25 protein-coding genes are annotated in these 26,995 nt (G+C 72.5%); 11 read left to right on the forward strand and 14 right to left on the reverse strand.

Going from position 1 to position 26,995, the window contains the following annotated elements; translation table 11 throughout:
• Positions 1 to 67: 67 nt before the first annotated feature.
• Positions 68 to 991, forward strand: coding sequence for a heme o synthase (locus ABD126_RS19010; RefSeq protein ID WP_343935201.1), 924 nt, complete (start codon positions 68 to 70; stop codon positions 989 to 991).
• 98 nt (positions 992 to 1,089) lie between these two features.
• Here ABD126_RS19010 and ABD126_RS19015 read toward each other — a convergent pair whose 3' ends face one another.
• The 4 genes from ABD126_RS19015 to ABD126_RS19030 all read right to left on the reverse strand — a co-directional run bounded on the left by ABD126_RS19015 (position 1,090) and on the right by ABD126_RS19030 (position 4,199).
• Positions 1,090 to 1,671 (reverse strand): sigma-70 family RNA polymerase sigma factor, encoded by a 582-nt coding sequence (locus tag ABD126_RS19015; RefSeq protein WP_343935202.1) that lies wholly within the window; start codon positions 1,669 to 1,671, stop codon positions 1,090 to 1,092.
• Between the two features lie 132 nt (positions 1,672 to 1,803).
• A complete protein-coding gene (locus tag ABD126_RS19020; protein ID WP_343935203.1) occupies positions 1,804 to 2,442 on the reverse strand; it encodes an HD domain-containing protein in 639 nt (212 codons plus the stop codon).
• 49 nt (positions 2,443 to 2,491) lie between these two features.
• Positions 2,492 to 3,127, reverse strand: a complete 636-nt coding sequence (locus ABD126_RS19025; protein WP_343935247.1) for a hypothetical protein — start codon at positions 3,125 to 3,127, stop codon at positions 2,492 to 2,494.
• A 64-nt stretch (positions 3,128 to 3,191) separates the two neighbouring features.
• Positions 3,192 to 4,199 (reverse strand): hypothetical protein, encoded by a 1,008-nt coding sequence (locus ABD126_RS19030; RefSeq protein WP_343935204.1) that lies wholly within the window; start codon positions 4,197 to 4,199, stop codon positions 3,192 to 3,194.
• A gap of 225 nt (positions 4,200 to 4,424) precedes the next feature.
• On the opposite strand from ABD126_RS19030, the gene ABD126_RS19035 reads away from it, so the two are divergent.
• Complete coding sequence (locus ABD126_RS19035) at positions 4,425 to 5,006, forward strand: FKBP-type peptidyl-prolyl cis-trans isomerase (protein ID WP_343935205.1); 582 nt, start codon at positions 4,425 to 4,427, stop codon at positions 5,004 to 5,006.
• A gap of 108 nt (positions 5,007 to 5,114) precedes the next feature.
• Here ABD126_RS19035 and ABD126_RS19040 read toward each other — a convergent pair whose 3' ends face one another.
• Both ABD126_RS19040 and ABD126_RS19045 read right to left on the reverse strand, forming a co-directional pair.
• Positions 5,115 to 6,086: a quinone oxidoreductase family protein gene (locus ABD126_RS19040; RefSeq protein ID WP_343935206.1), complete on the reverse strand. Its 972-nt coding sequence runs from the start codon at positions 6,084 to 6,086 to the stop codon at positions 5,115 to 5,117.
• Positions 6,087 to 6,156: 70 nt separating this feature from the next.
• A complete protein-coding gene (locus ABD126_RS19045) occupies positions 6,157 to 7,779 on the reverse strand; it encodes a DUF885 domain-containing protein (RefSeq protein ID WP_343935207.1) in 1,623 nt (540 codons plus the stop codon).
• Between the two features lie 37 nt (positions 7,780 to 7,816).
• Between ABD126_RS19045 and ABD126_RS19050 the strand changes: the two genes are divergently transcribed.
• Positions 7,817 to 8,113 carry a hypothetical protein gene (locus ABD126_RS19050; protein WP_343935208.1) on the forward strand — a complete coding sequence of 99 codons (297 nt, stop codon included), beginning with the start codon at positions 7,817 to 7,819 and terminating at the stop codon, positions 8,111 to 8,113.
• Between the two features lie 59 nt (positions 8,114 to 8,172).
• The gene (locus ABD126_RS19055; protein WP_343935248.1) at positions 8,173 to 9,030 is read left to right on the forward strand and encodes an ATP-grasp domain-containing protein; all 858 of its coding nucleotides are present in this window, start codon (positions 8,173 to 8,175) and stop codon (positions 9,028 to 9,030) included.
• Here ABD126_RS19055 and ABD126_RS19060 read toward each other — a convergent pair.
• The 4 genes from ABD126_RS19060 to ABD126_RS19075 all read right to left on the reverse strand — a co-directional run bounded on the left by ABD126_RS19060 (position 9,027) and on the right by ABD126_RS19075 (position 12,611).
• A complete protein-coding gene (locus tag ABD126_RS19060) occupies positions 9,027 to 9,908 on the reverse strand; it encodes a hypothetical protein (RefSeq protein WP_343935209.1) in 882 nt (293 codons plus the stop codon). The genes ABD126_RS19055 and ABD126_RS19060 overlap by 4 nt on opposite strands.
• 3 nt (positions 9,909 to 9,911) lie before the next feature.
• A complete protein-coding gene (locus ABD126_RS19065) occupies positions 9,912 to 10,496 on the reverse strand; it encodes a hypothetical protein (RefSeq protein ID WP_343935210.1) in 585 nt (194 codons plus the stop codon).
• Positions 10,497 to 10,626: 130 nt separating this feature from the next.
• Complete coding sequence (locus ABD126_RS19070; RefSeq protein ID WP_343935211.1) at positions 10,627 to 12,204, reverse strand: solute symporter family protein; 1,578 nt, start codon at positions 12,202 to 12,204, stop codon at positions 10,627 to 10,629.
• Positions 12,201 to 12,611: a DUF485 domain-containing protein gene (locus ABD126_RS19075; RefSeq protein ID WP_343935212.1), complete on the reverse strand. Its 411-nt coding sequence runs from the start codon at positions 12,609 to 12,611 to the stop codon at positions 12,201 to 12,203. Before ABD126_RS19075 ends, ABD126_RS19070 begins: the two co-directional genes overlap by 4 nt.
• A 345-nt stretch (positions 12,612 to 12,956) precedes the next feature.
• On the opposite strand from ABD126_RS19075, the gene ABD126_RS19080 reads away from it, so the two are divergent.
• From ABD126_RS19080 to ABD126_RS19095, 4 genes are read left to right on the forward strand one after another with little or no spacing between them, the layout of a single operon-like run.
• A complete protein-coding gene (locus tag ABD126_RS19080; protein WP_343935213.1) occupies positions 12,957 to 15,533 on the forward strand; it encodes a sensor histidine kinase in 2,577 nt (858 codons plus the stop codon).
• Complete coding sequence (locus tag ABD126_RS19085; protein ID WP_309116704.1) at positions 15,530 to 15,973, forward strand: roadblock/LC7 domain-containing protein; 444 nt, start codon at positions 15,530 to 15,532, stop codon at positions 15,971 to 15,973. The genes ABD126_RS19080 and ABD126_RS19085 overlap by 4 nt, the downstream gene beginning before the upstream one ends.
• A 7-nt stretch (positions 15,974 to 15,980) precedes the next feature.
• A complete protein-coding gene (locus tag ABD126_RS19090; RefSeq protein ID WP_343935214.1) occupies positions 15,981 to 16,499 on the forward strand; it encodes a DUF742 domain-containing protein in 519 nt (172 codons plus the stop codon).
• Positions 16,500 to 16,545: 46 nt separating this feature from the next.
• Entirely contained in the window at positions 16,546 to 17,010 is a 465-nt protein-coding gene (locus ABD126_RS19095) for a GbsR/MarR family transcriptional regulator (protein ID WP_343935215.1), read from the forward strand.
• Here the strand turns inward: ABD126_RS19095 and ABD126_RS19100 are convergent.
• From ABD126_RS19100 to ABD126_RS19110, 3 genes are read right to left on the reverse strand one after another with little or no spacing between them, the layout of a single operon-like run.
• Positions 16,947 to 17,909: a COX15/CtaA family protein gene (locus tag ABD126_RS19100; protein ID WP_425542847.1), complete on the reverse strand. Its 963-nt coding sequence runs from the start codon at positions 17,907 to 17,909 to the stop codon at positions 16,947 to 16,949. The two genes, ABD126_RS19095 and ABD126_RS19100, sit on opposite strands and share 64 nt — an antisense overlap.
• Positions 17,910 to 17,947: 38 nt before the next feature.
• Positions 17,948 to 18,667 (reverse strand): ABC transporter permease, encoded by a 720-nt coding sequence (locus ABD126_RS19105; RefSeq protein WP_343935249.1) that lies wholly within the window; start codon positions 18,665 to 18,667, stop codon positions 17,948 to 17,950.
• A gap of 53 nt (positions 18,668 to 18,720) precedes the next feature.
• On the reverse strand, positions 18,721 to 19,647 hold the full coding sequence (locus tag ABD126_RS19110) for an ABC transporter ATP-binding protein (protein WP_343935217.1): 927 nt from the start codon (positions 19,645 to 19,647) through the stop codon (positions 18,721 to 18,723).
• 432 nt (positions 19,648 to 20,079) lie between these two features.
• Between ABD126_RS19110 and ABD126_RS19115 the strand changes: the two genes are divergently transcribed.
• Positions 20,080 to 20,697, forward strand: a complete 618-nt coding sequence (locus tag ABD126_RS19115; protein WP_343935218.1) for a DUF998 domain-containing protein — start codon at positions 20,080 to 20,082, stop codon at positions 20,695 to 20,697.
• Positions 20,694 to 22,706, forward strand: a complete 2,013-nt coding sequence (locus ABD126_RS19120) for a glycosyltransferase (protein WP_343935219.1) — start codon at positions 20,694 to 20,696, stop codon at positions 22,704 to 22,706. The genes ABD126_RS19115 and ABD126_RS19120 overlap by 4 nt, the downstream gene beginning before the upstream one ends.
• A gap of 3 nt (positions 22,707 to 22,709) precedes the next feature.
• Here the strand turns inward: ABD126_RS19120 and ABD126_RS19125 are convergent, their stop codons facing one another.
• Positions 22,710 to 26,360, reverse strand: a complete 3,651-nt coding sequence (locus ABD126_RS19125) for a patatin-like protein (protein ID WP_343935220.1) — start codon at positions 26,358 to 26,360, stop codon at positions 22,710 to 22,712.
• A gap of 190 nt (positions 26,361 to 26,550) precedes the next feature.
• Between ABD126_RS19125 and ABD126_RS19130 the strand changes: the two genes are divergently transcribed.
• A complete protein-coding gene (locus ABD126_RS19130; protein WP_343935221.1) occupies positions 26,551 to 26,991 on the forward strand; it encodes a hypothetical protein in 441 nt (146 codons plus the stop codon).
• Positions 26,992 to 26,995: the final 4 nt, after the last annotated feature.

Raw genomic sequence — 26,995 nt, forward strand, 5'->3', positions numbered from 1 at the left:
CCGAACGGGCTGTGTTTTCAACGCGCGGTTACGATCTGCTCATCCCCCGACCCGACCGAGGAGTGCGATGAGTGCCGTCAGCGAGCTTCCGGCGCGGTCGCCCCGACAGGTGGTCGGGGCGTACGTGGCCCTCACCAAGCCCCGCGTCATCGAGCTGCTGCTGATCACGACCATCCCGGCGATGCTCCTGGCCGCCCGCGGCCTGCCGCCGTTGTGGCTGATCGCGTGCACCCTGACCGGCGGCACCCTGGCCGCGGGCTCGGCGAACGCACTGAACTGCTACGTCGACGCCGACATCGACTCGGTGATGAAGCGCACCGGCGCCCGGCCGCTGGCCCAGAACGCCATCCCGCCGCGCAACGCGCTGATCTTCGGCGTGGTGCTGGGCGTGGTGTCGTTCGGCTTCCTGTGGCTGACGACGAACCTGATCTCGGCGGTCTTCGCCGTCGCGACGATCCTGTTCTACATCTTCGTCTACACGCTGGTGCTCAAGCGGCGGACGTCGCAGAACATCATCTGGGGCGGCATGGCGGGCTGCATGCCGGTGATCATCGGCTGGTCGTCGGTGACCGGGACGGTCGCGTGGCCGGCGCTGGTGATGTTCGGCGTGATCTTCTTCTGGACCCCGCCGCACACGTGGGCGCTGGCGATGAAGTTCAAGGAGGACTACGCGCGGGCGGGCGTGCCGATGCTGCCGGTGGTGGCGACGGCGCAGCAGGTGACGCGGCAGATCGTGATCTACTCGTGGATCACCGTGGTGTGCACGCTGTTGCTGGCGCCGGTGACGTCGTGGATCTACGTGACCGTGGCGGCCGTGTCGGGCGTGTGGTTCGCGGTCTTCGCGCACCGGCTGCACGGGGTCGTGCGGCGCGGCGGGTCGACGAACACGATGAAGTTCTTCCACATGTCGAACCTGTACCTGATGTTCGTGTTCTGCGGGTTGGCGGTGGACGCGGTCATCGGCCTGCCGGTCCTGGGCCGGTCGTTCTAGTCCTCTCCGAGCGCGGGCTCGGGCCGGTGGCCGGCCGGTAAGCCGATGTCCGGGCGGTGAGTCGCCACACCGCCCTCCGCGTCGTCAGCCGAGCCCGCTCACAGGCACGCCATCCGCTCCACCACCGCCTTGCGCAACCGCGTCAGCGCCCGGTGCTGCGCGACCCGCACCGCGCCCGGTGTCGACTCGACCGCCTCCGCCGTCTCCTCCGCGGACAGCCCCACCACCACGCGCAGCACCAGGATCTCCCGCTGCTTCGCCGGCAGCAGGGCCAGCAGCCGCGACATCTCCTCCGACAGCTCCCCGCGCAGCACCAACGCCTCCGGACCGGCCTCGGGCAGCGGGCCGTCGGGCACGTCGGCCACCGGGTCCACGCGGTTGCGGGCGTTGTAGCGGTGCGCGTCGGCGACCTTGTGGGCCGCGATGCCGTACACGAACGCCAGGAACGGCCGCCCCTGGTCGCGGTAGCGGGGGAGCGCTTGCAGGACCGCCAGGCACACCTCCTGCGCCACGTCGTCCGCCGCCGACGTCCCCAGCCGCGCCCGGCAGTAGCGCAGCACGGCCGGCCGCACCACCCTGAGCAGCTGTTCCACCGACCGGCGGTTGCCCGCGAGGGCCGCCACCACGGTCTCGGGGGTCACCGTCTCGGGTAACGGGACCGTCCTGTCGTCGGCGAACACCTCGCACCTCCACCCCCACCGCGGTCGCGCGCCACGGCTTCGCGGGTGTGGGACGCGCCACTGTGCGTGGTCTTACGTGAGTATTCAGCCCAACTTCCGTGCGCAAATGGAGTAACTCGGGCCAAGGGTCGTTTAAGAGACAGCGGCCAGTAGTCGGTCTACTGTCGGATCGTTCAACGATTCTACGATGCACTGCCAGAGTTCGAGGTTCGCCGTCGCCCAGCGGGAGTAGGTGGCCGCCGCCTCCGGGTCGTAGAAGTAGTACCCCTCGTCCGCCTTGGCCTGCTGCTCGCCGACGATCTTGTGCGCCAGCTCGCGCAGCGTGATGCCGTTCTCCTCCAGGTACTTGGGCGCGAGCACCACCGGCGTCACCGGCAGCGCCTTGAACAGCGTGTCCGCGTCCGACAGCGCCTGCGCCTCCAGCGAGATGCCCCGGTGCCGGGTCCGCATCTCGGCCTCGTCGACGACGAGGTCGACCCGGGCGGAGACCTGCGGGCACACGCCCGCCCGGGCCAGGATGGACAGTCGCAGGTCCCGACCGTCCACCGGCAGCGAATTCTTGCGCACCATGTAGTTCACGTCGTGCACCAGAGCGGCCACCTCGACCAGCGCGGCGTCCGCGCCGTTGCGCCGGGCGAAGTGGACCGCCTTGTCGCGCACGAAACTCACGTGGTGCCAACCGTGGAACTGCAGCTTCGCCGCGAGGTCGTGGCACAGGCGCCACACCTCGCGCTCGACCTCGAAGATCGACCGTGCGGTGACCGTACTCATCGGACCCTCCCGTGCCGGGTGGGCCGATGGTAAGGCGGGCCGGTGATCCTTAGAGCGTGTTCGTCAGTTCCTCCAACCTGGACTCCACGGGCACGTGCCGGTGGCTGGTCCGGGTGTCCGGGTCGAACGACAGGCTCCACGGCGTGACCGCGCGGCTCTTGACCAGGAACGTCAGCGTGTCGTCCGCCGCCTTGGGGATGCGGTGGAACTCGTGCGCCAACATCGTCCCGGCGTCACCCTCGACGGCCTCCGTGCTGCGCAGCAACGTGGTGTCCACGATCGACCCGCCGTCCGGCGCGAGCCGGGCGTCGAAGCGTTCGTGCAGGTAGGACCCGGCGAGCAGGACCGTGCAGAAGTGGTAGCGGTGGTTGTGGATGGAATCGGCGTAGCCGTGGCGCCAGTCCTGCTGCGGCTTGTACTCGTGCAGCCAGAACGTGAACGGCTCGGCCGGCTCGTCGCGCAGGCACCACGCGAAGTGCGTGGTCGTCTCGCGCGATCTGGCGACGACGCGCATCTCCTCGCGTGGCGTCAACGACCGTAAATGCGCACGAAGTCCGTCCCGCAGGCCCGGCCGTCCCGCCCACTCCCGGAACCGGCCCTCGACGCGTGCCCAGTGGTCGGCGACAGGGGAGCCGACAACGCGGGGTTCGAGGACGGGGGAGTCGGTGACGGGACGGTCGGCCACGGCGACGATCGTGGCCAGCTCCGCGAGGGCGGAGCACCCGGCAGACTCGGTGAACACGAATTGATCAGCTCCCCAACTGAGCGGAGGTGGAGAATTCCCGGCGGAATGCGTGGAACTTCTCTTCGAGCGCGCGGAACCCCTCCGCCGTCAGCGGGGCGCCGGTGATCTTCTCGAAGAGGACGAGGAAGTCCTCGCGCGTGGTGCCCGGCGTGATGACGACGTGGAGCCCCGCCTTGGAATTGCTGATGCGCAGGAACTCCGCGCGTTCCATGCCGTAGAGGAACGACCCCTCGGAAAAACGCAGGGTGCGCGGGTAGAGCCGGACTATGCCCGCGCTGGTGTTGCTGTACAGGGTGAGCCACGCACTGTCGTCGAACAGTTCGAGCCGGTCCAGCGGCGGGTCCGACACGATCGTCAGGTCGATCCGCGAGCACCGGCTGCGCGCGCAGAACAGACCGACCAGGCCGATCGAGATCTGCTCGCGCAACCGGTCCACGATGGTGTCGTAGTCGCCGTCCGCGCCCTCGTGGCGCAGCAGGTAGCGGGCCCGGCCGCTGATCGCGTCGTCGTCCCGCGGGTCGGCCAGGACGGCGCGGAGCTCGCACTCCGCCTGCGACAACAGCAGTCGGCAGGCCGCGTACCGGCCCGCGAAGCCGCGGAACCCGTAGAGCCTGGTGCGCTCCAGGTCCTGCATCATCACCTGGTTGAACACCGGGTCCGGCCGGGCGGTGGGCTCGAACACGTGGGTGGGGAAGAACTCGCGGTCCAACGCCCGGTACTCGAAGGTCAGCTCGCGCAGCGCCTTGCGGCTCTCCTCGACCACCGGCGTGACCAGCGCGCGTTGCGCGGCCGAACTGGTGATCAGGGTCTGCGTGAAACCGACGACGGCGGAGATCATCGTGCCGGTGCCGAGGGACAGGACGAAGTTGCGGATCGCGCCGGGGTCCATCGTGCTGGAAATGGCCAGGCAGGTCCCCGAGGTCACCACGAGGATCAACAGGAGCAGGCCTGTCCTGGTCCAGAACAATTCCTGCAACAGGTTGCCGCGATCGCCGGCCGGCTTCGCGGACACGGTGGGTCACCTCCTTCGGCCTTGCACCCGAAAGGCCGAATGCCGTCAGTATCCGATCAAGTGCGCGGAGTTACTGTACGCTGGGGTGTCGAACTGCGATAGCGGTAATTAGTGCACAATTGCGGTTTCGCGTGAAGATCGAAAACAGCGCACGGTGACCGGCGTTGGGCCTGCTGGTGGGCCTGGCGGCACGGCGGACGAGCCCACGCCATAAGGTCTGCAACCATGCGTACCGTCGGCCGTACGGCCCTGGCTCTCGTGCCCCTGTTGTCCGCCGGACTGGCGCTGACCGCGTGCACCGCGAGCGACCGGCCGTCCACCAAGACCAACACCCCGTCGGCCACCCCGACCGCCGCCGCCAGCGAGGCGCAGTCGCTGCCCACGCCCAGCGGCCCGCCGTGCGAGCCGGCCCAGTACCAGGTGACCGGCGCGGCGGGCGCGAAGCCCGCGATCACCGTGCCCACCGGCTGCAAGCCGCAGGACGGCCTGCTGGTCAAGGACCTCACCGAGGGCACCGGCGCCGAGATCAAGCAGGGCAGCGCCGCCGAGGTGCACTACGTCCTGGCGACCTTCCGCGACCGCAAGACCCGCGAGGCCTCCTGGGACGCGGGCAAGCCGCTGGAGCTGGAGAACATCGGCCAGGCCCGGGTCATCCAGGGCTGGAACGAGGGCCTGATCGGCCTCAAGGAAGGCGGCCGTCGCCTCCTGGTGGTCCCGCCGGACAAGGGCTACCCGGACGGCAAGGGCTCCATCGCCCCCGGCGAGACCCTGATCTTCGTCGTGGACGCGGTGAAGGTCCAGTCCTGACCCTCGGCCCCGCCAACGCTCCGCGCGCCACCCGGGCGCGCGGAGCGTTCCGCTGTCTGGGCTGTCTGGGCTGTCTGGGCTGTCTGGGCTGTCGGGTTGCCAGCGGTTTCAGGGCAGGAGCAGCAGCTTGCCGGTGGTGCGGCGGCCCTCCAGGTCCTCGTGCGCCCGCCGCGCGTCGGCCAACGGGTAGCGGCCACCGACGCGGACCTTCAAAGCGCCGCTCTCGACGGCCGCGAACAGCTCCCGCGCCCGCCACTCCAGCTCCTCCCGGGCGGCCGTGTACGCGCCCAGGCTCGGCCGGGTCAGGTACACCGACCCGGCCTGGTTGAGCCGCTGCGGGTCGACCGGCGGCACCGGGCCGCTGGACGCGCCGAACAGCACCAGGTAGCCGCGCGGCTTCAGGCTCGCCAGGCTGCCGTCGAACGTCGAGGCGCCGACGCCGTCGTACACCGCCGCCACGCCCGCGCCGCCGGTCAGCTCCCGCACCGCGGGCGCGAACTCCACCCGGTCGTACCGGACGACCTCGTCCGCGCCCGCCTCCCGCGCCAGCGCCTCCTTGGCCTCGGTGGACACCGTGGCGATCACCCGGGCCCCGCGCGCCTTGGCCAGCTGCACCAGCAGCAGCCCCACCCCGCCGGCGGCGGCGTGCACCAGGACGGTGTCGCCCTCCCGGACGGGGTAGGTGGACGCGACCAGGTAGTGCGCGGTCATGCCCTGGAGCATCAGCGCGGCGGCCGTCTCGTCGGCCACGCCGTCGGGCACCGGCACGGCCGCCGCGGCGGGCACGACGGCCTGTTCGGCGTAGCTGCCCTGCGCGTGCGCCCACGCCACCCGGTCGCCGACGGCGACACCGGTCACGTCCGGGCCGACGGCGGCGACCCGCCCCGCGCCCTCCAGACCGATGCCGAAGGGCACGGGCAGCGGGTAGCGGCCCTCCCGGTGGTAGGTGTCGATGAAGTTGACGCCGGCGGCGGCCACGTCCACCAGCAGCTCCCCGGAACCCGGTGCGCGCGCCTCGACCTCGCCGAACTCCAGCACCTCCGGTCCGCCGGTCGCGCGCACCACCACTGCCTTGGGCATAGTCAGCCGTCCTCCGTTGTCCGTTGCCTGTTCCCACCCAACCCGCGCGGGCCCGGGACTGTTCCGCGTCTCACCGGCCGAGAGCGACGCGCCGCGCCAGGCCCAGCGGCAGCGCGCCGGACCCGGCGAGCTTGTCGTGGAACTCCCGCTGCGTGCCGGTGAACTCCTCGCGGATCTTCTCGATCTCCAACGCGCCGGTCAGGTACGACGGGGCCTGCGTGGGCCACGCGCAGTACCGCGTCACCTCGCCCTGCGCCGTGCCCGGCGTGAGCGACGCCTTGGTCGTCATGAACCGCTCCGCCTGCTCGACGGTCATGTCCCCGCAGTGCAGCGCGGTGTCCACGATCATGCGCGCCGCGCGGAACAGCCGCGCCTCGACGTGCGCCAGCTCCTGCGCGCGGGCCTTGCGCTCGTCGCCGACCTGCTCGGCGGTGAAGTAGCCGTGCTCGCGCAGCAGCTTCTCCGCGTACAGCGCCCAGCCCTCGGAGAAGTACGGCGTGCGGAACACCTTGCGCACCGGCCGGTCCTGCGCGGCCAGCCACGACAGGTGCCAGTGGTGGCCGGGGTAGGCCTCGTGCACGGCGATCGTCGCGAGCTGGGCGCGGGAGTTGGTGCGCAGCCGCTGCTCGGTCTGCTCGGCGGTGAAGCCCTCCGGCGGCCACGGCACGAAGAAGTGCCCGACGCGGCCGTTGGTCAGCGGCGCGGGGGACATGTAGGAGGCGACGGACAGCACCGGCCGCTGGAACGTCGGCGACGGCACCACCCGGCACTCCTCGCCGTCGGCCAGCGTCACCAGTCCGCGCTCGACCAGGAAGGCCCGCGCCCGCAGCGTCTCCGCCTCGTACTCGGCGCGCATCGCCTCGGGCGTGGGCGGGTGGTCGTCCTGCAGCGCGGCCATCACCGAGTGCCAGTCGTCGGTGCCCGCGAGCCGCTTCATCTCGGCTTCCAGGTCGGCGTAGGCGGCCTTGCCGCGCTCGTGCAGCTCGCCCGCGCCGTAGCCCAGGACCTCGTGCTCCAGCAGCAGTTGCGAGTACAGCGCCTCGCCCATCCGCCAGTCGCCGCGGGCCCGGGTCGCGAACTCGTCGAGGAACGCGGCGAACCGGTCGAACGCGGCGGCGGCCGGTTCGGCGGCGTCGGCCAGCTTCGCCCGCAGGCCGGGGTCGCCGACCTCGGCGGGCAGCGTGCCGGTGAGGAACGCGCGACCGGTCTTGGCCTGCGCGGCGGCCCGCTCCACGATCTTGGGCGCGGCCAGCTCGGGGTCGAGGTTGCGCTCGGCGTGCGCCAGCAGCGCGGGCACCTCGGCCAGCCGGGCGACGACGCTGTCCACCAGCTCCGGTTCCGGGCGCAGCCGGTGCAGGAACGCGGTGAACAGCGGGTACAGCACGGCCGCGGTGTAGGTCGACGGGTCGCGTCGCCACGCCGGCCACGTCGCCTTGGCCCGGACGCCCTTGAGCACGGACACGACCAGGTCGAGGTCGACCGACTCCTCCAGGTCGTCGGTGCGCACGGCGGCGAACCGGTCGAGCCAGACGCCCGCCTCGCGCTCCTGCTCGGCCAGGGCGGTGGCGCTGAAGTCGCCGAGCGTGTGGTCGTGCTCCAGCGAGCCCAGCATCGCGGCGGTCGCGGGGTTGCGGTCGAAGTGCCAGGTGAGGAACTCGCCGACCAGGCTTTGTGGTGTGGTGGTTTCGGTCACGTGCACGGAAGTTACCCGCAGGTTCTAGTCTTGTCGGGTGGCAGAGGACAAGAAGGTCGGCGCGGCGGTGAAGACGGCGACGCGGTTCGTGGCGGAGCACGGCAAGCCCGCCCGCGCGGTGGTGCAGAACATCGGCCGGGCCGGCGCCCGCGTGGTGCTGGTCGGCGACGACGGCGCGATGGGCGACGTCGTGCTGCCCGACGTGGCCTCGGCGGAGGCCCTGGTCGAGGCCGTGGCCGACCTGGAGAAGCACGAATGGGACCGCGAGACCACCGCGGCGACGAAGATCGGCCCGGCGCACCGCCGCAAGATGGCATCCCCCTGGGCGATCTGACCGCTGTTTCTTCGCTGCCGGGAGACCTTGGCAAGCGAAACGCGCCTGTTTAGGCTGCGCTGGTGAAGGTCCTCCTCGCGAGCTGCGCGTCCCTGCCCACCGGTGACGGCGACGACGACGCCCTGGTCGGCGCGCTGGCCGACGTCGGCGTGGACGCGGCGTGGACGGTCTGGGGTTCCGGCGAGACCGCCGACCTGGTGGTCCTGCGCTCGACGTGGGACTACACCGACCGGCGCGACGAGTTCCTGGCGTGGTGCGCCTCGGTGCCGGTGCTGGCGAACCCGGCGGCGGTGGTGCCGTGGAACACCGACAAGTCCTACATGCTCGACCTGGAGCGGTTGGGCGTGCCGGTGGTGCCGACGGTCCTGGCCTCGTCGGGGTTCGCCGACTGGCCGACCGGCGAGTTCGTGATCAAGCCCACGGTCGGCGCCGGTTCACGGGGCGCGCTGCGCGTGGCGGCCGGCGATTTCGAGACGGCCGCGGCCCACCTGGCGGGCCTGGGCGGTCCGGCGCTGGTGCAGCCGTACCAGTCGGCGGTGGACGCGGTCGGCGAGACGGCCCTGGTGTACTTCGGCGGCCAGTACTCGCACGCCTTCACCAAGGGCGCGATGCTGACCGAGGACGCCGAGTACGACGAGTCGGGCCTCTACATCGTGGAGCGCCTGTCGGGTGCGCACCCGACCGGGCCGCAGCAGCGGGTCGCCGAGGACGCCCTGGACGCGGCGGCGGAACACCTGGGGTTGCGCCGGACCGACTTCCTGTACGCGCGGGTGGACCTGGTGGCCGACGCGTCCGGCGCGCCTTTGCTGCTGGAGCTGGAGCTGGTCGAGCCGTCCCTGGGCTTCCGCCAAACCGACGCCACGGCCCCGCTGCGCTTCGCCTCCGCGGTCCGCGCCGCCCTTCGCGCGCGGTCCTAGACGCGGTAATAACCTTCGAACCGCACGCAGAAGGTCAGGTACAGCGCGTACTTGTGGCCGGCGCGCAGGTTCCCGTCCAGCTTGTCGTAGCCGAGGAGCATGCCGGGGTCGTGGAGGAACGAGTCCGGTAGGGCCAGGCCGTCCGCGCCGAAGTGGTCCGTGTGCAGCTTGCTCGTCCCGCTCATCAGCTCCGGTGTCAGCGGTCGGTCGGCGGACAGCAGCGCGATGTGCCAGTACTCGCGCGGCTCGGTGTTGTCCGCCTTGAGCGTGGCGCTGACCTCCGCCTGGCCGGCCGAACCGGTGGACGGGTCCCCGATCCGATCCGGCAGGGTGACCTTCAGGCGCAGGCCGCGCACCGTGTGGGAGCCGTCGATGTCGAGGTTGTCGGCCGCCGAGTTCTCGACGTAGACGCGGAACATCAGGTGGTCGCCTTGGGTGACCTTCTCGTGGAACCCCCACGACGGGGGACCGCTGCCGCAGTCCGGGCCGGTGTGGCGGACCACCAGGAACGTGCGCTCGTCACCGACGTGCGGGTTGTCCGTGATCGAGTTCAACGTCACGAAGCCCGGCGGCTCGGCCGTGGTGAACAGCTCCCGCTCCGGACCCCACCCCGACCGCAGGCGCTGCCCGGTCGCGTCGGGCGGGGGCACGGGGGACTGGGACGCGGAGGTCGACGGGGTGCCGCTGGTGACCGGTGACCAGGCGTCCTCCACCGGCTTGGCGATCAGGGGAACGGTGGCCGTCACGAGCAACGTCACCGCGCCCAGGGCGATCCCGGCCTCCGCCTTCCGCTTCCTGCGCAGGTACAGCCACACCAGCACGCACAGCAGCAGGATCACGCCCGCCCCGGCGACGCTGATCAACAGGGCGCGGGGCACGGGTCAGCGCTCGGCGACGATCTGGCGGTGCGCCGACCACAGCAGCACCACGGACAGCAGGGTCAGCACCACCCCGATCGACCACGCCACCGCGCCGCTCCAGACAGCGGTGTTGTCCCACTTGATCTTCGTCCCGGCGAACCACACCGCCACCGCCCCCAGCGACAGCGCCGAAATGCCCGGGAACATCAGCACCAGCGGGTTCTCGTACACCGGTCTGAGCAGCTGCCGCTTCAGGTACCGCCGGTGCCGCCACTCCTCGAACCGCAGCCCGCCGGGCACGCGCCCGTCCAGCTCCCGGTGGATGTAGACCTTCGCGTGGTGGATCAGCCGGCGGTAGAAGATGCCGCGCGTGCACAGGATGTAGGAGCTGAACGGCACGATCAGCAGCAACGGCAACCGCCCGGCCGACGACAGCGCGAACCCGAACACCGCGCCCGCGCTGGTCACCTGGAACACGGTGACCTTCCACATCATCTCGGTCGCGAACAACACCTCGGCCCGCAACGCGGTGTACTCCGCGAGCGGACCGGCGTGCTCGTCGACGGGCTTCGGCGGCTCCACACCCCGGCGGCCGAACAACGGCATCGGCAGACCTCCCCACGGGGAAGATCCGCACGCAGCGCCCGATCGTTACCGCAACGCCCGAACCGGTTCCCGGCGACGAGCCGGGCGCGGGCCGCACCGCGACCCCGGACCGCTGCCCGGGGTCGGGCCGCTACCGCAGTCCCGAACCGATGCCCGTCAACGCCCGGACCTCCATCTCCGCCTGCTTCGCCGGGTCCGCCTCCTCCCGGCTGAGCACCGTGCCCAGGAACCCGCACAGGAACGAGAACGGGATCGACACCAGCCCCGGGTTGCCCAGCGGGAAGAAGGCGAAGTCCACGTCCGGGAAGATCGACGTCTTCGAGCCCGACACCGCCGGCGAGAACGCGATCAGCACGATGCACGACACCAGGCCGCCGTAGATCGCCCACAGCGTCCCGTTGGTGTTGAACCGCTTCCAGAACATCGAGTAGATGATCGTGGACAGGTTCGCCGACGCCGCCAGCGCGAACGCCAGCGCCACCAGGAACGCCACGTTCTGCCCGTTGGCCGCGATGCCGCCGACGATCGCCAGCAACCCGACCACGACCGCGGTCAACCGGGCGACCCGGACCTCCTGCCGCGGCTCGGCGTGCCCGCGCTTGATCACGTTCGCGTACACGTCGTGCGCGAACGACGCCGACGCCGTCAGCGTCAGACCCGCGACCACCGCCAGGATCGTCGCGAACGCCACCGCCGCCACGATGCCCAGCAGCACCGCGCCGCCGATCTCGAACGCCAGCAGCGGCGCGGCGGAGTTCTCGCCGCCCGGGGCCTTCTTGATCGTGTCCGCGCCGACCAGCGCCAGCGAGCCGAAGCCGATCACCAGCGTGCACAGGTAGAAGATCGACATCATCCACGTCGCCCACACCACCGACCGCCGCGCCTCCCGCGCGTTGGGCACGGTGTAGAAGCGCATCAGCACGTGCGGCAGGGACGCGGTGCCCAGCACCAGCGCCAGCGCCAGCGAGATGAAGTCCAGGCGCGCCAACGGGGTCCCGCCGTACCGCGCGCCCGGTTCGAGCACCTGCGGGCCGAGGGGGCTGTTGCGCGACGCCGTCTCCATGATCGACGACAGGCTGAACCCGAACTTGCCCAGCAGGAACACCGTCATCAGCGTGACGCACAGGATCAGCAGCACGGCCTTGATGATCTGCACCCACGTGGTGCCCTTCATGCCGCCGACCAGCACGTACAGCACCATGACGATGCCGACGACCGCGATCACGACCGCCTGCCCCGCCTTGGTGTGCACGTCCAGCAGCAGCGCCATCAACGCGCCCGCGCCCGCCATCTGCGCGATCATGTAGAACAGCGAGATCACCAGCGTCACGTTCGCCGCCGCGGCGCGCACCGGCCGCTGCCGCATCCGGAACGCCAGCACGTCCCCGAGGGTGAACCGGCCCGTGTTGCGCAACCGCTCCGCGATGATCATCAAGCCCATCAGCCAGGACACGACCCAGCCGATGGAGTACAGGAACCCGTCGTAGCCGTTGACCGCGATGCTGCCCGAGATGCCCAGGAACGACGCGGCCGACAGGAAGTCGCCCGACAGCGCGATCCCGTTCTGCGGCCCGGTGAAGCTGCTGCCCGCCGCGTAGTAGTCCGACGCGGTGGTGTTGCGGCTGCCCGCCCGGTACACGACCCAGAGCGTGATCAGCACGAAGACGGTGAAGACGCCGACGTTGATCGCCGTGTTGCCGCCGGTCACGCCCGACCCTTCCCGGTCAGCGCCCGGACGGTGGCCACCTGCGGGTCGAGCCTGCGCCGCGCGTAGCGCGCGTAGGCCAGGGTCAGCGCGATCGTGCTGACGAACTGGAGCACGCCGAACACGATCCCGATGTTGATCACGCCGTACACCTCGGTCGCCATGAACTCCGGCGCGTAAGCCGAAAGCGCGACGTAACCGAGGTACCACGCTAGGAAACCCAAAGTCGCGGGGAGTACGAACCGCGTCACGCGCCGTCGCAACTCGCGGAAATCCTCGCTGTCCCGCAACGCCACGAAGTCCGGCTTGCCCGATTCGTCCACCAGCAGCGGGACCCCTGGATCTTCGTCGAACGTCGCGAAACCGCGCGCGCGTCTCGATTCGCTCGGAGGCAGGATCGCCTTCGTCATCAAACCTCCAGGGATTTCGCCTCGGTCCACCGCGGACGCCGTCGGTGCGGGGTTCGGCGAGCGAGAAGCGTAACTCCGCGACGCTCCCAGTCAACGCCCTTCCCGCCGCCACGGCCGGTGAAGGGACTGTTAGCGCAGCTCACGACCTCGGCGGGGGCCGGATCTCGTTCGGGTCGCGGGCCGCGTTCGCCGCGACCCGTGCGCCGAACGGCGGATGACCTGCGCCGAGGTCGTTGTCCTGGCCTGATCCACCACCTACTATCCCGCAACAGCATCCGCCGCCTGCCGCTCGTGCCGGTGACGATTTGCGTAGTCGATCGGTTACTCATTTACCCCGGGACTTGTGTGGTGACAGGCGAAAACGGCACGCGTCGGCAGTGGTGGTCCGCCGTCGCCGACTGGCGGAATTGGCGGCTGCCGGTCAAGCTGGCCGCCGTCCTCGCGGTGCCGGTGCTGGTCGCCGTCGGCGCGGGGCTGGTGCAGATCCGCAGCTACATCAAGGCGGCCGACCAGTACTCGGGCATGCAGCGGCTGGTCACGCTGCGCGCCGGCCTCGACCCGCTGATCACCAGCGTCCAGGCCGAACGCGCCTTCTCCGCCGAGCGCACGGAGGGCCAGGGCGTGGACCTGTCGCGCTTCCGCGACATCGTGCGCGCCACCGACACCGCCGCCGCGGGCGTCAAGAACCTGGTGGAACGCGCCCGGCTCGGCGAGGTCGCGGGCGCGCGGTTCCGGGACGTCACCGTCCAACTCGACGGCCTGCCCCAGTTGCGCGACCGCGTGATCAGCGGCGGCGTGGACCTCGCGGGTGGCATCGGCGGCTACAGCGTCGTCCTGCGCGCCCTGCTCGACTTCGACCAGGCGATGGTCGGCGACTTCGGCGAGTCCACCCTGTCCGGCACGGCCACCGCGCTGCACAACCTCGCGATGGCGGCCGAGCAGATGTCCTGGCAGCACGCCACCGTGCTGGCCGGCATCAGCCGGGGATCGTTGCTGGACAACGAGAAGACCGCGCTGGAGCAGTCCTGGACCCGCCAGCAGGACAAGCTCGCCGACTTCAACGCCGTCGCCACGCCGCAGCAGCAGGCCGACTACCGCGCCACCGTCGCGGGCCAGGACGTGGACGCCCGCAACAGCCTGTTGCAACAGGTCCGCAGCGACCCCGGGTCGATCACCGACCGGGTGGCGGTGGCGGCCTGGAACGACGGGTCGGTCGGCGCGCAGCGCCAGATCGGCATCGTGCTGCGCGGCCTGGAGAAGCAGCTCGCCGACGCCGCCGAGCGGTTGCAGGACGAGACCAGCGACCGGGCGGGCTTCGCCTCGGTGATCCTGCTCGCCTCGCTGTTCGCCGCCGCCGCGGTCGGCTTCGTCGTCGGCAACTACCTCCTGCGCTCGCTGCGCGCCCTGCGGGTGGCGGCGCTCGACGTCGCCGAGCACCGGCTGCCGACCCTGGTGGCGCAGCTCAAGGAGGACGCCGCGCCGGACACCTCCGTCGAGCCCGTGCCCGTGCACACGCGGGAGGAGCTGGGCCAGGTGGCGCGCGCGTTCGACGCGGTGCACCGCCAGGCCGTCGCCTCCGCCGCCGAGCAGGCCGACCTGCGCACCGCGATGCGCAGCGCGTTCGTCAACCTGTCCCGCCGCAGCCAGGGCCTGGTGGAGCGGCAGCTCAAGCTCATGGAGGAGCTGGAGCGGCAGGAGGAGAACCCCGAGCAGCTGGCGAACCTGTTCAAGCTGGACAACCTCGCCACCCGGATGCGCCGCAACAACGAGAACCTGATGGTGCTCTCCGGCAGCGACATGGCCCGCCGGTTCACCCGCCCGGTGCCGCTGGCCGACGTGCTGCGCGCCGCCGCGTCGGAGATCGAGCAGTACCAGCGGGTCGTCGTGCAGGCCACGCCGCAGGTCGAGGTCGTCGGGTACGCGGCCGGCGACCTGGTGCGGCTGGTGGCCGAGCTGCTGGACAACGCGACCAACTTCTCCCCGCCGCGCACGCAGGTGATCGCCGGCGGTCGGGCGCGGGCCGGCGGCGGCGTGTTCGTGGACGTGCTCGACGTGGGCGTCGGCATGTCCGAGGAAGACCTGGAGCAGGCCAACCGCAAGATCGCGCAGGCCGCGGCGGACGAGGCGGGCGAGCTGCCGGTGTCGCGCCAGCTCGGGCTGTACGTGGTCGGGCGGCTGGCCGGCCGGCACGGCATGCAGGTGATGCTGCGCGAGCAGGGCGAGGGCGTGCGCGCGGTGGTCGCGCTGCCGCAGGAGCTGGTCCGCGCGGCCAGCGCACCGGAGCCGCGCCGGGTGACGGCGTCGGAGCAGACCTTCGCCGGCCACGTGGCGGTGACCTCGGCCCGCTCGGTGGCGCGGCCCTCGACGCCGCCCAGCGGCACCGCGCTGCCGACCCGCACGCCGGCTTCGCCGAACGGCACCCCGCTGCCCACGCGCACCCCCACCCCGCCCAACGGCACGAAACTGCCCACCCGCACTCCCACTCCGCCGAACGGGACCCCGCTGCCCACCAGGACACCGGGGCCCGTGCCGGCCGCCAACAGCGCGCCGCCGCCGACCCGCACGCCGACTCCGCCCGGCGGCACGCCGCTGCCGACGGGCGCCGCACCGGGCGGGGCCCGCAACCCGTCCACGTGGTTCACCGGCAAGCCCGTCCCGCCGGGCCCCGCGGAACCGGCGCGGCAGCGCCCCAACGACGTTCCGGTGCAGGCGGAAGTGCCCGCGGCGGAGAACTCGACGGCCCTGCCCAAGCGCAGGCCGCGCACGAACCTGGTGGCCGACCGCCCCGAAGCGCCGGAACCCGGTGCACCCGTTCGGCGTGATCCGAACGCGACACGGGGATTTCTGGCCAGTTACCAGACCGGTATCCGGCAAGGTGTACGGGAGTCCGGTGATCACCGAACGGGGCGGGAGAGCACATGAGCGGGCAGAGGTCACGGCAGATCGACCAGTTCGGCTGGATCGTGAGCAACTTCGCCGAACGCGTGCCCGGTGTCGCCCACGCCGTGGTCATCTCCGTGGACGGCCTGCTGCTCACCGCGTCCAGCGGCCTGCCCGACGACCGCGCCGAGCAGCTGTCGGCGATCGCGGCGGGCGTGGCGAGCCTGACCGAGTCGGCCGCGCGCTGCTTCGACGGCGGCCCGGTGCTGCGCTCGGTGATCGAGATGCAGTACGGGATCATGCTGCTGATGTCGATCCGGGACGGCTCGTGCCTTGCGGTGCTGGCCGCGCCGGACGCCGACGTCGGCCAGGTGGCCTACGAGATGACCGTGGTCGTGGACCAGGTGGGGCAGCTGCTCACCCCGGAACTGCGCGCCGAGATCCAGGGCGTGAAACGGATGATGGCCCGCCCGTCGGCGTGAGGTGGTCATGAGCCAGGAGCCCGAACCGTCCGCCGAGCAGACGTTCGCCGACCTGCTCAACGGCTTCAGCCTGGACGCGGGTCGGCGGCGCAAGCCCGCGCCGCGGCCCGAACCGGACCAGGCGGAGGTGCCCACGCGCCCGCACCCGGTGTTCCAGGACGACGTGGACTTCGACTACCCGCGCGACGAGGAGGCGGCGTCGATCGTCCGCGCCTACTCGTGGACCGGCGGGCGCACCACGTCGTCGGTCCAGCTGGAGATCGAGACGCTGGTCTCGACGGTCGACTGGGACTACCCGGGCGCGATGAAGGCCGAGTACCAGGAGGTCATCTCGCTGGTGGCCCGGCCGCGGTCGGTGGCGGAGGTCGCGGCGCTGCTGCGGCTGCCGCTGGGCGTGGCGAAGGTGCTGCTGGGCGACATGGCCGAGCGCGGCCTGATCGACGTGCACCGCACGGTGTCCTCCGACGGCGAACAGCCCGACCTGGGGCTGATGGAGCGCGTGTTGGCCGGCCTCCGGCGACTCTGACTGCCTACTATGGCTTCAGTGTCGGCCGAAACAGGGGGTTGGGCTGGTGAGTGTCGGGCGTGAGACTCGGCTGTCGGCGTGGATCGAGCGGTTCGCGGCGCACTTCGAGCGCGAGGGCATCCCGCTGATCGGCGGGCGCATCCTCGGGTACCTGCTGGTGTGCCAGCCGACCGAGCGGACGGCCGCGGAGCTGTCGCAGGAGCTGGAGGCGTCCAGCGGGTCGATCTCCACGAACCTGAAGTTCCTGGTCGGCGAGGGCCTGGTGACCAAGCGGACCCGCCGCGGGCGGCAGGCCGCGCAGTACCGGATCAACGAGAAGCGGTGGGGCGACCTGGTGGCGCGCAAGCTGGACGCGCTGACCAGCGTGCGCGAGCTGACCGAGGCCGGGATGCGGCTGATGAGCGGCGACCCGGAGCGGGCGGTGCGGCTGCGCGCGGTGGACGACCTCTACACCTGGCTGGCGACCGAGTTGCCGGCGGTCTGGGAGCGCAGGCCCTCGTCCTCGCGCTGAACCGGGGGGACGGCGACCCGTTCGCGGGTGGCCGTCCACAGGTTGGCGGTGGCGATGACGACCGCGCCGGCGCCCAGGACGTGGAGGGAGACCAGCACCTCGGGCACGCCGGTCCAGTACTGGACCATGCCCAGCGCGCCCTGCGCGACGACCGTGGCGACCAGGACCGCGTAGGGGCGGCGGGCGTGCCCGTGCAGGACGAAGCCCAGGGCGATCAGCATGCCGAGGAACAGGAACAGCAGGTCGGCGTGCAGTTGGGAGAGGGTCTCCACCGGGACGTCCAGGCGCGGGGTGGACGCGTCGCCGGCGTGCGGGCCGGCGGCGGTGACGAACGTGCCCGCGAGCAGCAGCAGGCCGAGCACGCCCGCCTGCACGACCTGGAGCCGCTGGACGTTGGCGGAGATCAGCGGCCGGGCGGGCGCGTCGCCCTCCCGGAGCGAGGCCAGGAGCAGGACGGCCAGCCAGGTCAGGACCATCGAGATCAGGAAGTGGACGCTGACGGTCCACCAGAGCAGGCCGGTCAGCACGGTGATGCCGCCGACGACGGCCTGCACGCCCACGCCGACGAGCTGGATCACGGCGAGCGTGACCACGCGCCGGCGGCGGGGCTTGGAGTACCAGGCGGCCAGGACGCACAGGGCGGCGATGACGCCGACCAGGCCGGTGAGGGTGCGGTTGCCGAACTCGACCCACTGGTGCAGCGGCGCGACCTCGGGGTGCTCGACCGGGGTGAGGCTGCCGGCGACGCACTCGGGCCAGGTGGGGCAGCCCAGGCCGGAGCCGGTGACGCGCACGATCGAGCCGGTGACGGCGATGCCCGCCTGCGCCACCACCACGGCGACGGCGAACGCGCGTTGGAACTTCAGCAGGAAGGCGACGACCCAGTCAGGCACGGTCACCGATGGTAGGTACCACTTGCTGAGAAGTCGCGGGCGGGTCAGGTGAGCTTCGTCGTCCTCGCGGCCAGTGCGGCGGCGGCCACACCCCAGGCGATCAGGACGAGCACCTGCTTCAGGGCGGGCGCCCGGTTGTCCACGACGGCGGTGTGCAGGCCTTCGGCCAGGGCGGCGGAGGGCAGCAGTTCCACGACGGTCGCGAGCCAGGCCGGGAGGGTGCTCACGCCCAGCGCGACGCCGCCGACCAGCAGGAGCAGGAACCAGACGATGTTGGCCAGGGCCAGGACGATCTCCGCGCGCAGCGCGCCGCCGAGCAGGACGCCCAGCGCGCCGAACGCGAGCGTGCCGAGCAGGAGCAGCACCGCGGTCCACAGCCAGCCGGCGGGGGAGGGCAGGTCCCAGCCGAGCAGCGCGCCGATGACGCCGAGGATGAGGACCTGGACGACCACGACGGCCAGCCCCGCCGCGATGCGGCCACCGACGAGCAGCCAGCGGGGCAGGGCGGTGGCGGCGAGTCGTTTGAGGACGCCGTAGCGGCGGTCGAAGCCGAGGGCGATGGCCTGGCCGGTGAACGCCGAGGAGATGACCGCGAGCGCGAGGACGCGGGCGACGGACGAGCCGACGCGGGGTTCCGGGACCGGGATGACCGACATCACGCTCATGGCGACCAGCAGGGCCACCGGGATGAGCACGGTGAGCAGGACCTGCTCGCCGTTGCGCAGGGTCAGGACGGCTTCGGTGCGGGCCTGGGTGAGCAGCATGCGGCCCAGGGAGCCCCGGCCTGGGCGGGGGGTGAACGTGCCCGGTGCGAACCTCACGACCGCAGCTCCCGTCCGGTCAGGTCGAGGAAGACGTCCTCCAGGCTGCGCTTGGCGACGGTGAGCTCTTCGGCCAGCACGCCCTGTTGCGCGCACCACGAGGTGACGGTGGAGACGACCTGCGGGTCGATGCGCCCCTGCACGAGGTAGCCGCCGGGACTGGCCTCGCGCACCTTCATGCCCTCGGGCAGCGCGCCGACGAGCAGGGACAGGTCGAGGCCGGGGCGGGCGCGGAAGCGGAGTTGCTGGTCTTCCAGCGCGGTCAGCTCGCGCGGCGTGCCGGCGGCGACGACCCGGCCCCGGTCGACGATGACGACGTGGTCGGCGAGCGCCTCGGCCTCGTCCATGAGGTGGGTGGTGAGCAGGACGCTGACGCCGTCGTTCTTGAGGGCGGCGACGAGTTCCCACACCAGGCGGCGGGCTTGGGGGTCCATGCCGGCGGTGGGTTCGTCGAGGAAGACCAGTTCGGGGCGGCCGACGAGGGCGCAGGCGAGGGAGAGGCGCTGTTGCTGGCCGCCGGAGAGGCGCTTGTACGGGGTGCTCTTGGCGCTGGTGAGGCCGAGGACGTCGAGCAGCCAGGCGGGGTCGAGCGGGTCCGCGGCGCAGGCGGCGACCAGTCGCAGCATCTCGTCGGCCCGGATGCCGGGGTACCCGCCGCCGCCCTGCGGCATGACGCCGATGCGCGGCCGGAGGGCGGGGGAGCGCGGGTCGAGACCGAGGACGCGCACCGTGCCGCCGTCGGCCCGGCGGAACCCCTCGCACACCTCGACGGTGCTGGTCTTGCCCGCGCCGTTGGGCCCGAGCAGGGCGAGGACCTCGCCACGGGGGAGGGTGAGGTCGAGTCCGTTCACCGCGACGGTGGAGCCGTATCGCTTGACCAGCCCCGACACTTCCACGGCAGGGTGCTGGGGGTGCGGGCTCACGACGGCAAAGCCTAAGGCCCACCCGAGCCCACTCGTCAGGCAGGTCTCCACGCCCGCGCCCACCAAGCGATGACGACTCGCGGGTGGCCGCCACAAACCCGCCGCCTGCGCCCGCCCGCCCGCCGCTGCCCGCCCGCCGCTGCCCGCCCGCCGCTGCCCGCCCGCCGCTGCCCGCCCGCCGCCGCTGCCCGCCCGCCGCCGCTGCCCGCCCGCCGCCGCTGCCCGCCCGCCGCCGCTGCCCGCCCGCCCGCCGCCGCATCCCCCTGCCGCCGTCTGCCGGTCGCCCGCTTCCCCCGTCCGCCGTCCACCCGGTCCGCAAGGCCCACCAACCGGGGTGGGGGCAGCCCCACCCCCGATGTCCGGGTGGCATCAGGGTCGCCTCGGGGGTGTTCCGGATACTTTCTGATCGCGAATCCCGCCAGGATTTTTCCCGTGACGGTGATTCGGGGGGAAAGACGGGCGGCGGTGTTGTCGTTCGCGGTGGCGGGGTTGGTCCTGTCGTTGTTCCCGGTCGGGTATCTGCACGTGGTGGCGGTCGGGGAACTCAGTCCGCTCAGCCACACGATCAGCGACTACATCTTCGTTGCCAATGGCAGCGGCCTGCTCGCCGTCACCGCGCTCTCGCTCGCCGCCGCCTCGGTGGGGCTGCTCGTCGTGCTGGTGCGCAGCGGTCTGCCCAGGCGGGGGCCGGTGTCGTGGCTGCTGGGGCTGTGGGCGGTGGGGTTGACGGTCGCCACCGTGTTCCCGACGGACCCGACCGGGTCGCCCGCTTCCTTCTCCGGACTGGTGCACCGCTACGCCGGGGCGGTCATGTTCACGAGCCTTCCGCTGGCGGGCTGGTTGATTTCCCGGCGGTTCATCCGCAGTACTCCCGTCCGTCGTTTTTCGGTGGCCGCGGGGATCACTGCGGTGGCATTCATGGTGAGCCATGTTTCGCTCACCTACGACGGCCAGGTGTTGCTCGGTCTTTTCGAACGGATCCTCTTCGCGTTGCTGTACGGGTTGCTGTTCGCCCTCGCCGCCGCGGTGAGCCGGGAGGTCTCGCGATGACGTGGCTCGCCGTCGTCCTCGCCGCCGCCGGGGCGGCGTTCTTCGCCTTCGCCGCCCGGTTGCAGCACGAGGCGGTCAACGACGTCCCGGACCTGAGGGTGCGCGACCTGCTGCGCCGGCCGCGGTGGTTGGCCGGGCTGGTGCTGCTGGTGGTCGGCGCCGGGGTGCACGCGGTGGCGTTGGGGATGGCGCCGTTGACCGTGGTGCAGCCGGTCGGGGTGCTGGCCATCGGGATCACCGCCCTGCTGGACAACCGGCGGCGGGAACTGCCGGCCGTCGCGTTGACGACCTTCGGCGTGGGGGCGTTCGTGTTCCTCGCCGCCGGCAGCGCGACCGCCACCCCGGTCGCCGCCGAGGCCGAGGTGACCGCCGGGCTGGTCGTGCTCGGGCTGGTGGCCGTGCCGGGCCTGGTCGGGGTGCTGTCCGCCCGGCCGGCGGTGCGGGCGCTCGCGTTCGGCGCGGCCGGCGGCGTCTCCTACGGCTACGTCTCGGTGCTCATGCGGTCGGTGTCGCAGGACGTCCAGACCGCCTCGCTCTCCTTCGGCACCGGCCTCTCGGCGGCCGGTATCGCGCTCGCCCTGCTGGTCGGCGGCTGGTTCATCCAGCACGCCTACGCCAGCGGACCGCCGCACGTGGCGGTCGCCTGCCTCACCGTCGTCGACCCGCTGGTCGCCGTCGGCATCGGCACCACCCTGCTCGGCGAGGCCACCCGCACCTCCGGCCCCACGGCCGTCGCGGAACTCGCCTGCGCCGCCGTCGCCATCGCCGGCGTCGCCCTGCTCGCCCGCAAGGACTCCCGGACACCCATGAGATCGGAGAACAACCCCATGAACGGACGCGCCATGCGGATCGTCGTCGCCGCGGAGACGTTCCCGCCGGACGTCAACGGCGCGGCCCGCTTCGCCCACCGGCTCGCGGTCGGCCTCGCCGGCCGGGACCACGACGTGCACGTGATCTGCGTGGACCCGGTCGGCGCGGCCCGCACCGAGCACGTCGACGGCATCACGGTCCACCGCCTGCGCTCGCACCGCACCCCGTTCCACAAGACGTTCCGGATCGGCCTGCCGTGGCAGGTCGGCAAGGACGTCCGGGCGCTGCTCGACCGCATCCGGCCCGACCTGGTGCACGTCCAGGCGCACTTCGTCGTCGGCCGCTACACCCTCAAGCACGCCAGGGAGATGGGTGTCCCGACGGTCGCCACCAACCACTTCATGCCGGAGAACCTGTTCGGCCACGCGCACATCCCGCAGTGGTTCCAGGGCCTGGCCTCCCGGTGGGCGTGGAAGGACCTGACGAAGGTGTTCGACCAGGCCGACGTGGTCACCGCGCCGACCCCGCGCGCCGTCCAGCTCCTGCACGACAGCGGGTTCCCGCGGCGGGCCGTGCCGGTGTCGTGCGGCATCGACATCGACCGCTACCGGCTGCGCAAGCCCGTCCGCGCGGGCGACGGCCCCACGGTGCTGTTCGTCGGCCGGTTGGACGAGGAGAAGCGGGTGGACGAGCTGCTGCGGGCGGTGGCGCTGGTGCCGCGCCTGCGCGCCGACATCGTCGGGGACGGGTCGTGCCGGGCGGAGTGGGAGCTGTTGGCGCGCGACCTCGGGATCGCCGACCGGGTCCGGTTCCGCGGGTTCGTCGGCGAGGAGGAGCTGCTGGACGCCTACGCCGGTTGCGACGTGTTCTGCATGCCGGGCATCGCCGAGTTGCAGAGCCTGGCCACGATGGAGGCGATGGCGGCGGGCAAGCCGGTCGTGGTGGCCGACGCGATGGCGTTGCCGCACCTGTGCCGGCCGGGCCGCAACGGCTGGCTGTTCACCCCGGGCGACGTGCAGGGCCTGGCCGAGCGGCTGCACGCGGTCGTCGCGGACCCGGCCGTGACCGCCCGCATGGGTGTGGCGAGCAGCGAACTGATCGCCGCGCACGCCATCGACCAGACCCTGGAGACCTTCGAGGGCCTCTACCGCGGGGCGATGGGCGTGCCGGCGCCGGCCCGCCCCGCTCTGGTGGCCTGAGGGTCAGGCCACGACGCCGCGGCGGGTGGCGATGCGGTGCGCCACCCGCAGTCCGCGCGGCCCGAGGACGGGCCGGCCGGAACCGTCCAAAGTGGTCAGGAAGCGGAACAGCATCGCGTGGCCCTCCAAGCGCCGCAACAGCCCTTCGGCCACGTTGTCGCCGTAGTCCACGACGGCCGACTGCTCCACCAGCCGCCGCATGATCGACCGCCGCTCCTTGAGCGGCACCCACCACGTCGTCACCAGCAGCAGCACCAGCCCGAACGACAGCGTGGTGGCCAGCACCGCCTCCCAGCCGGTGAACCGCAGGGAGAACACCTGCACGACCGCGCCGATCACGAGCAGCGCCGACCCGTACACGGCGGCCCACCCGGCGGTCGCGGCGGCCGGCGGCTCGGCGTGCTCGGTGGTCCACACGCCGTCGCGCTGCCGCCACCGCTGCAACGACCGGCCCAGGTGCAGCGAGGCGACCACGCCGAACACGATCGCCAGGACCGTCGCGACCACCACCACGGCCGGGTCCACGTCGTAGAGCCGGTAGCGGACCACGGCCCAGATCGCGACCACGATCGCCGCCGCGAGCAGCACCCGCAGCACCAGCCGGGGGCGGCGCCGGATGCGCCGCAGCACCGCCCGCGCCACCGCCAGCGGCGTCCCGACCGGCGCGGGCAGCGACCCGATCACCAGCAACGCCACCACGACGACCACCACCCCGGCGACCGCCACCAGCCCGGTGGTGACGCCCTCCTCGGAGGACGCCAGCGCCGACCGGGTCCGGTCGATCGCCACCGCCGCCAGCGGGATCACCGGGGCCAGCAACACCAAGCCGTGCAACAGGGTCCCGGTGCGCAGCGCGGCGTACCCGAAGGCGGCCAGCAGGGTCGCGGTGCCGAACGCCGCCGCCGGGCCGACCGCCCACGGCGGCAGCAGGTCGAACAGCGCCAGCACCAGCAGCGCGCCGCCCAGCGCGAACCCGAGCAACCCCAGGAACTGGGCCAGCTGCCCGCCCCGGGTCAACCCGGTGATCGTCCAGTACGGCAGCAGCGCCGCGCCGCGCAGCGCCCGCGTCAGCGGTTTGGCCGGACCGAGCCCGGACCGCTCGCTGTCGGCCACGGTCACCGCGACCGCCGCCGCCGTCGCCGCGGTCCGGATCACCTGGTCGCTGGAGGCCTCCTGGGACAGCGGCTCGCGCCCGATCCCGGCCCGGTCGAACGCTTCCAGCGCCTCCAGCCCGACCTCGACCCGGTCGGCGTCGGTGCGCACCGGCAGCCGCCGCAGCAGGGCCGCCTGCTCCTCCAGGAACAGCTCGCCGCGCGACCGCTTGTCCGCACCCTCGTGCCGGTCGGCCAGGATCGCGGCGCGCAGCGCGGGCAGCTCCTCGCAGATGATCCGCACGTGCAGCGCCCACGCGGCCAGCTCCGCCAGGGCTTCGCAGGTGGGCGGCTGGTCGCCGTCGGCGTCCTCGTAGACGGCGGTGAGCTGCTCGACCGCGCGCTCCACCACGGGCGCGAGGCGGTCCGGCAGGCCGTCGCCGAACAGCCTGCCCGCCAGCTCGTCCACCCGCCGCCGCGCGCGTTGCGCCGGTGACGCGCCCCCGTGCGGGGTGAGCCGGTCGATGCGCAGCAGCCGCTTCGGGTCGCACACGATCTTGCTGAGCATGGTGGCGCCGTCCAGCCGGCCCCAGATCCAGTCGTTGACCCGCCAGGACCGCTTGAGGAACCCGGAGAACCGGCTCAGCGACGCGCCGCCTGCCTTGTCGTCGGGGGTCTGGCTGTGCTCGGCGAAGGCGTTGCGGGTCTGGAGGCTGATCTGGACCAGGTCCACCGCCTGGTCCATGCCGCCGCGCGCGTCGTCGGCCAGGCACGTCGCCGCGACCTCCAGCGCCAGCAGCCGCGACAGCCACATGTCCCCGGCGACCAGGCCGGCGGCGGTCTCGGCGTCGGTGCGGGGTTCGAGCAGCAGCGCCTTCCACGACGTCAGCCCGGCCATCTGCACGCGGTCGTCGGCCAGGGCGTCCAGCGCGTCGCGGGCGTCGCCGAGGATGCCCGCGATCCGGTCCACCTGCGCCCGCACCCGCTCGCCGACCGGGCCGCGCAGCATGCCCTCGGCGAACGCCTCGACCCGCAGCTCCCAGTACTCCCGGTTCAACGGGGTGTGCTCGCGGGTGGTCCACTGCCCGTCCAGCTCGGCGCGCAGCTCGCGCAGCCGCGCCCGCACGTCGTAGAGGTTGGTGCGGGCCTGCGCCAGGCGGCTCGCGGGGCTGTCCGGCACCACCCACACCAGCCGCTTGAGCAGGTCCATCGCGGCGGAGGCGAGCCGTTCGGCCATGGTGATGCCCCACGGCCAGCCGTGCTCGGGCAGCGCGGCCGGCTGCGGCTGCCCCGGCACGTAGGGCAGGCCGCCCCACTTGGCCAGGTGGGCGCGCTGCGCGGCCTCGGCCGCCGCCCGGACCCGTTCGAAGGTCCACCCGGCGGTGTTCGCGCCGGGCACCTCGAACTGCCGGGTGGTGACGTCGCGGGCCGCGTGCCGGATGCGGATGTCCTCGTAGTGGTCGTGCAGCGTGGCGGCGAGGTCGTATAGCCGGCCCACGACCGAGCCGCCGGCGGCGAGCCGGCCCAGCAGGGCGCTGCGCCCGCCGCGCCGCGACGCCGCCAGCCGGTTGTGCTCCTCGATGCGCTCCACGTAGGTGCGCCCGCTCTGGCTGGTCAGGGCGCTGAGCAGCTTCGCGCCGGTGCCGATGGTGCTGGGCAGCATCCCGTCCACCGGCGCGACCGGCGGCTGCTTGGACTCCGGGGCGTGCGGGAACACCAGCAGCATCACCCGCCGCACCGGGCCCTCCGCGGGCATCCGGTCGATGGCCTCCAACGCCTCCTTGGTCGGCGTGTTGACCAGCACGCCGCCGTCCACGACGTAGCGGGACGTGTTGTCCGTGCCGTTGGCCCACGACGCGACGTCGGCCATGTTCGGCCGCGCGTCGCCCGCCGCCTCCTCGGTGACCGGCACGAACGACGGCTCGAACGCGAACGGGAACGACGCGGAGGACCGGGCGGCCAGCGCGAGCTGGTCCACCAGCGTGGGCAGGCGCTCGGCGGTGAAGTCGTCGCGGCCGGTCGGGTCGCGGCGGAAGGAGAAGCTGCCCTGGTGGGTGGACTGGGTCAGCGACTGGCCCAGGTCGTCGTGGGTGGTCGTCGGCACGCCCGCGAGCAGGGTCGTGGTGATCCGCAGGTCCACGGGCCGCTCGCCCGGCGGGGTGGGGGAGAAGTCGGTGGTCAGCCGGTTGAGCGCCTCCTGGAGGCGGGGCAGGAAGAACTCGTCGCCCTTGAGCAGCGACACCGGCGACCCGCGGAACGGGGTGCGCAGCAGCTGCTCCATGCGCCCCTGCTCGGCCCACAGGTCCCGCAGGCGCTCCAGCTTGGCGTTCTGGTTGACCTGCGACAACGCCAGCGCGGCCCCGTTGATGCCGCCGGCGGACGTGCCGGTGACGACGTCGGCGCGGGCCGTGCTGCCGACCAGGTCGAGCAGGTCGGCGTAGGCGCCCTCGGCCCGGGTGAGGCGGTCGAGTTCGAGGACGACGCCGCCCATCCACACGGCCAGGCTGACCCCGCCGTTGAGGACGACGGCGAACCGGATCTGTTCCTGCGGCACGTCGGCCATGCGCGCTCCCTCCCCGGACGGCGGTGGGATCCTCCCAGGTACCGGTTAGTCGCCCGCCCGCCGCGCCGGGTTACGCCCCGATCGGGTCAACCCGTCCGCACAGTTGTCCGAACGTCGCTGCGCGGGGGAAGATCCGCGGCGGTTCGGGCGGGCACGTCGCCTCGCTCCGCGTCGTCCAGGAGGCGTCCCCGTGCGTGCGTTGCCCGTGCTGTCGTTGTCTTTGCTGGTCGCGGCTGCCCTGAGCGGCCCGCACACCCCCGTGGTGCCGCCGCTGGCCCCCGTCGGGGCGCAGCCGCCCGCCACCACGTCGTCGCCGACCACCCCGCCGCCGGCCCTCGCCGACCCGACCCCGACCCCGGCCGCGCCCGCCGAGTCGGTCGCGGTCGCCGTTCCGGCTGGTCAGCCGGTCGGGACCGCGCCGGTCGACGGCGAGTCGGTGGCCGAGCGCAACGCTCGCATCCCGGCCCCGCGCCCGCCGTTGCCGACGTACGCGCAGACGACGTCGCCCCCGCCGCCGACGATCCACAACGGCGGCCCGACCACGGTTCCGCCGACCACCGACGAGGCGCCCGTCCCGCAGCCGGAGCCGGACCCGAACCCGCCGGCCACCACGCAGCCGCCGACGCCGTGAGGCG

Source organism: Saccharothrix mutabilis subsp. mutabilis, from assembly GCF_039521145.1.
GTDB lineage: Bacteria > Actinomycetota > Actinomycetes > Mycobacteriales > Pseudonocardiaceae > Actinosynnema > Actinosynnema mutabilis.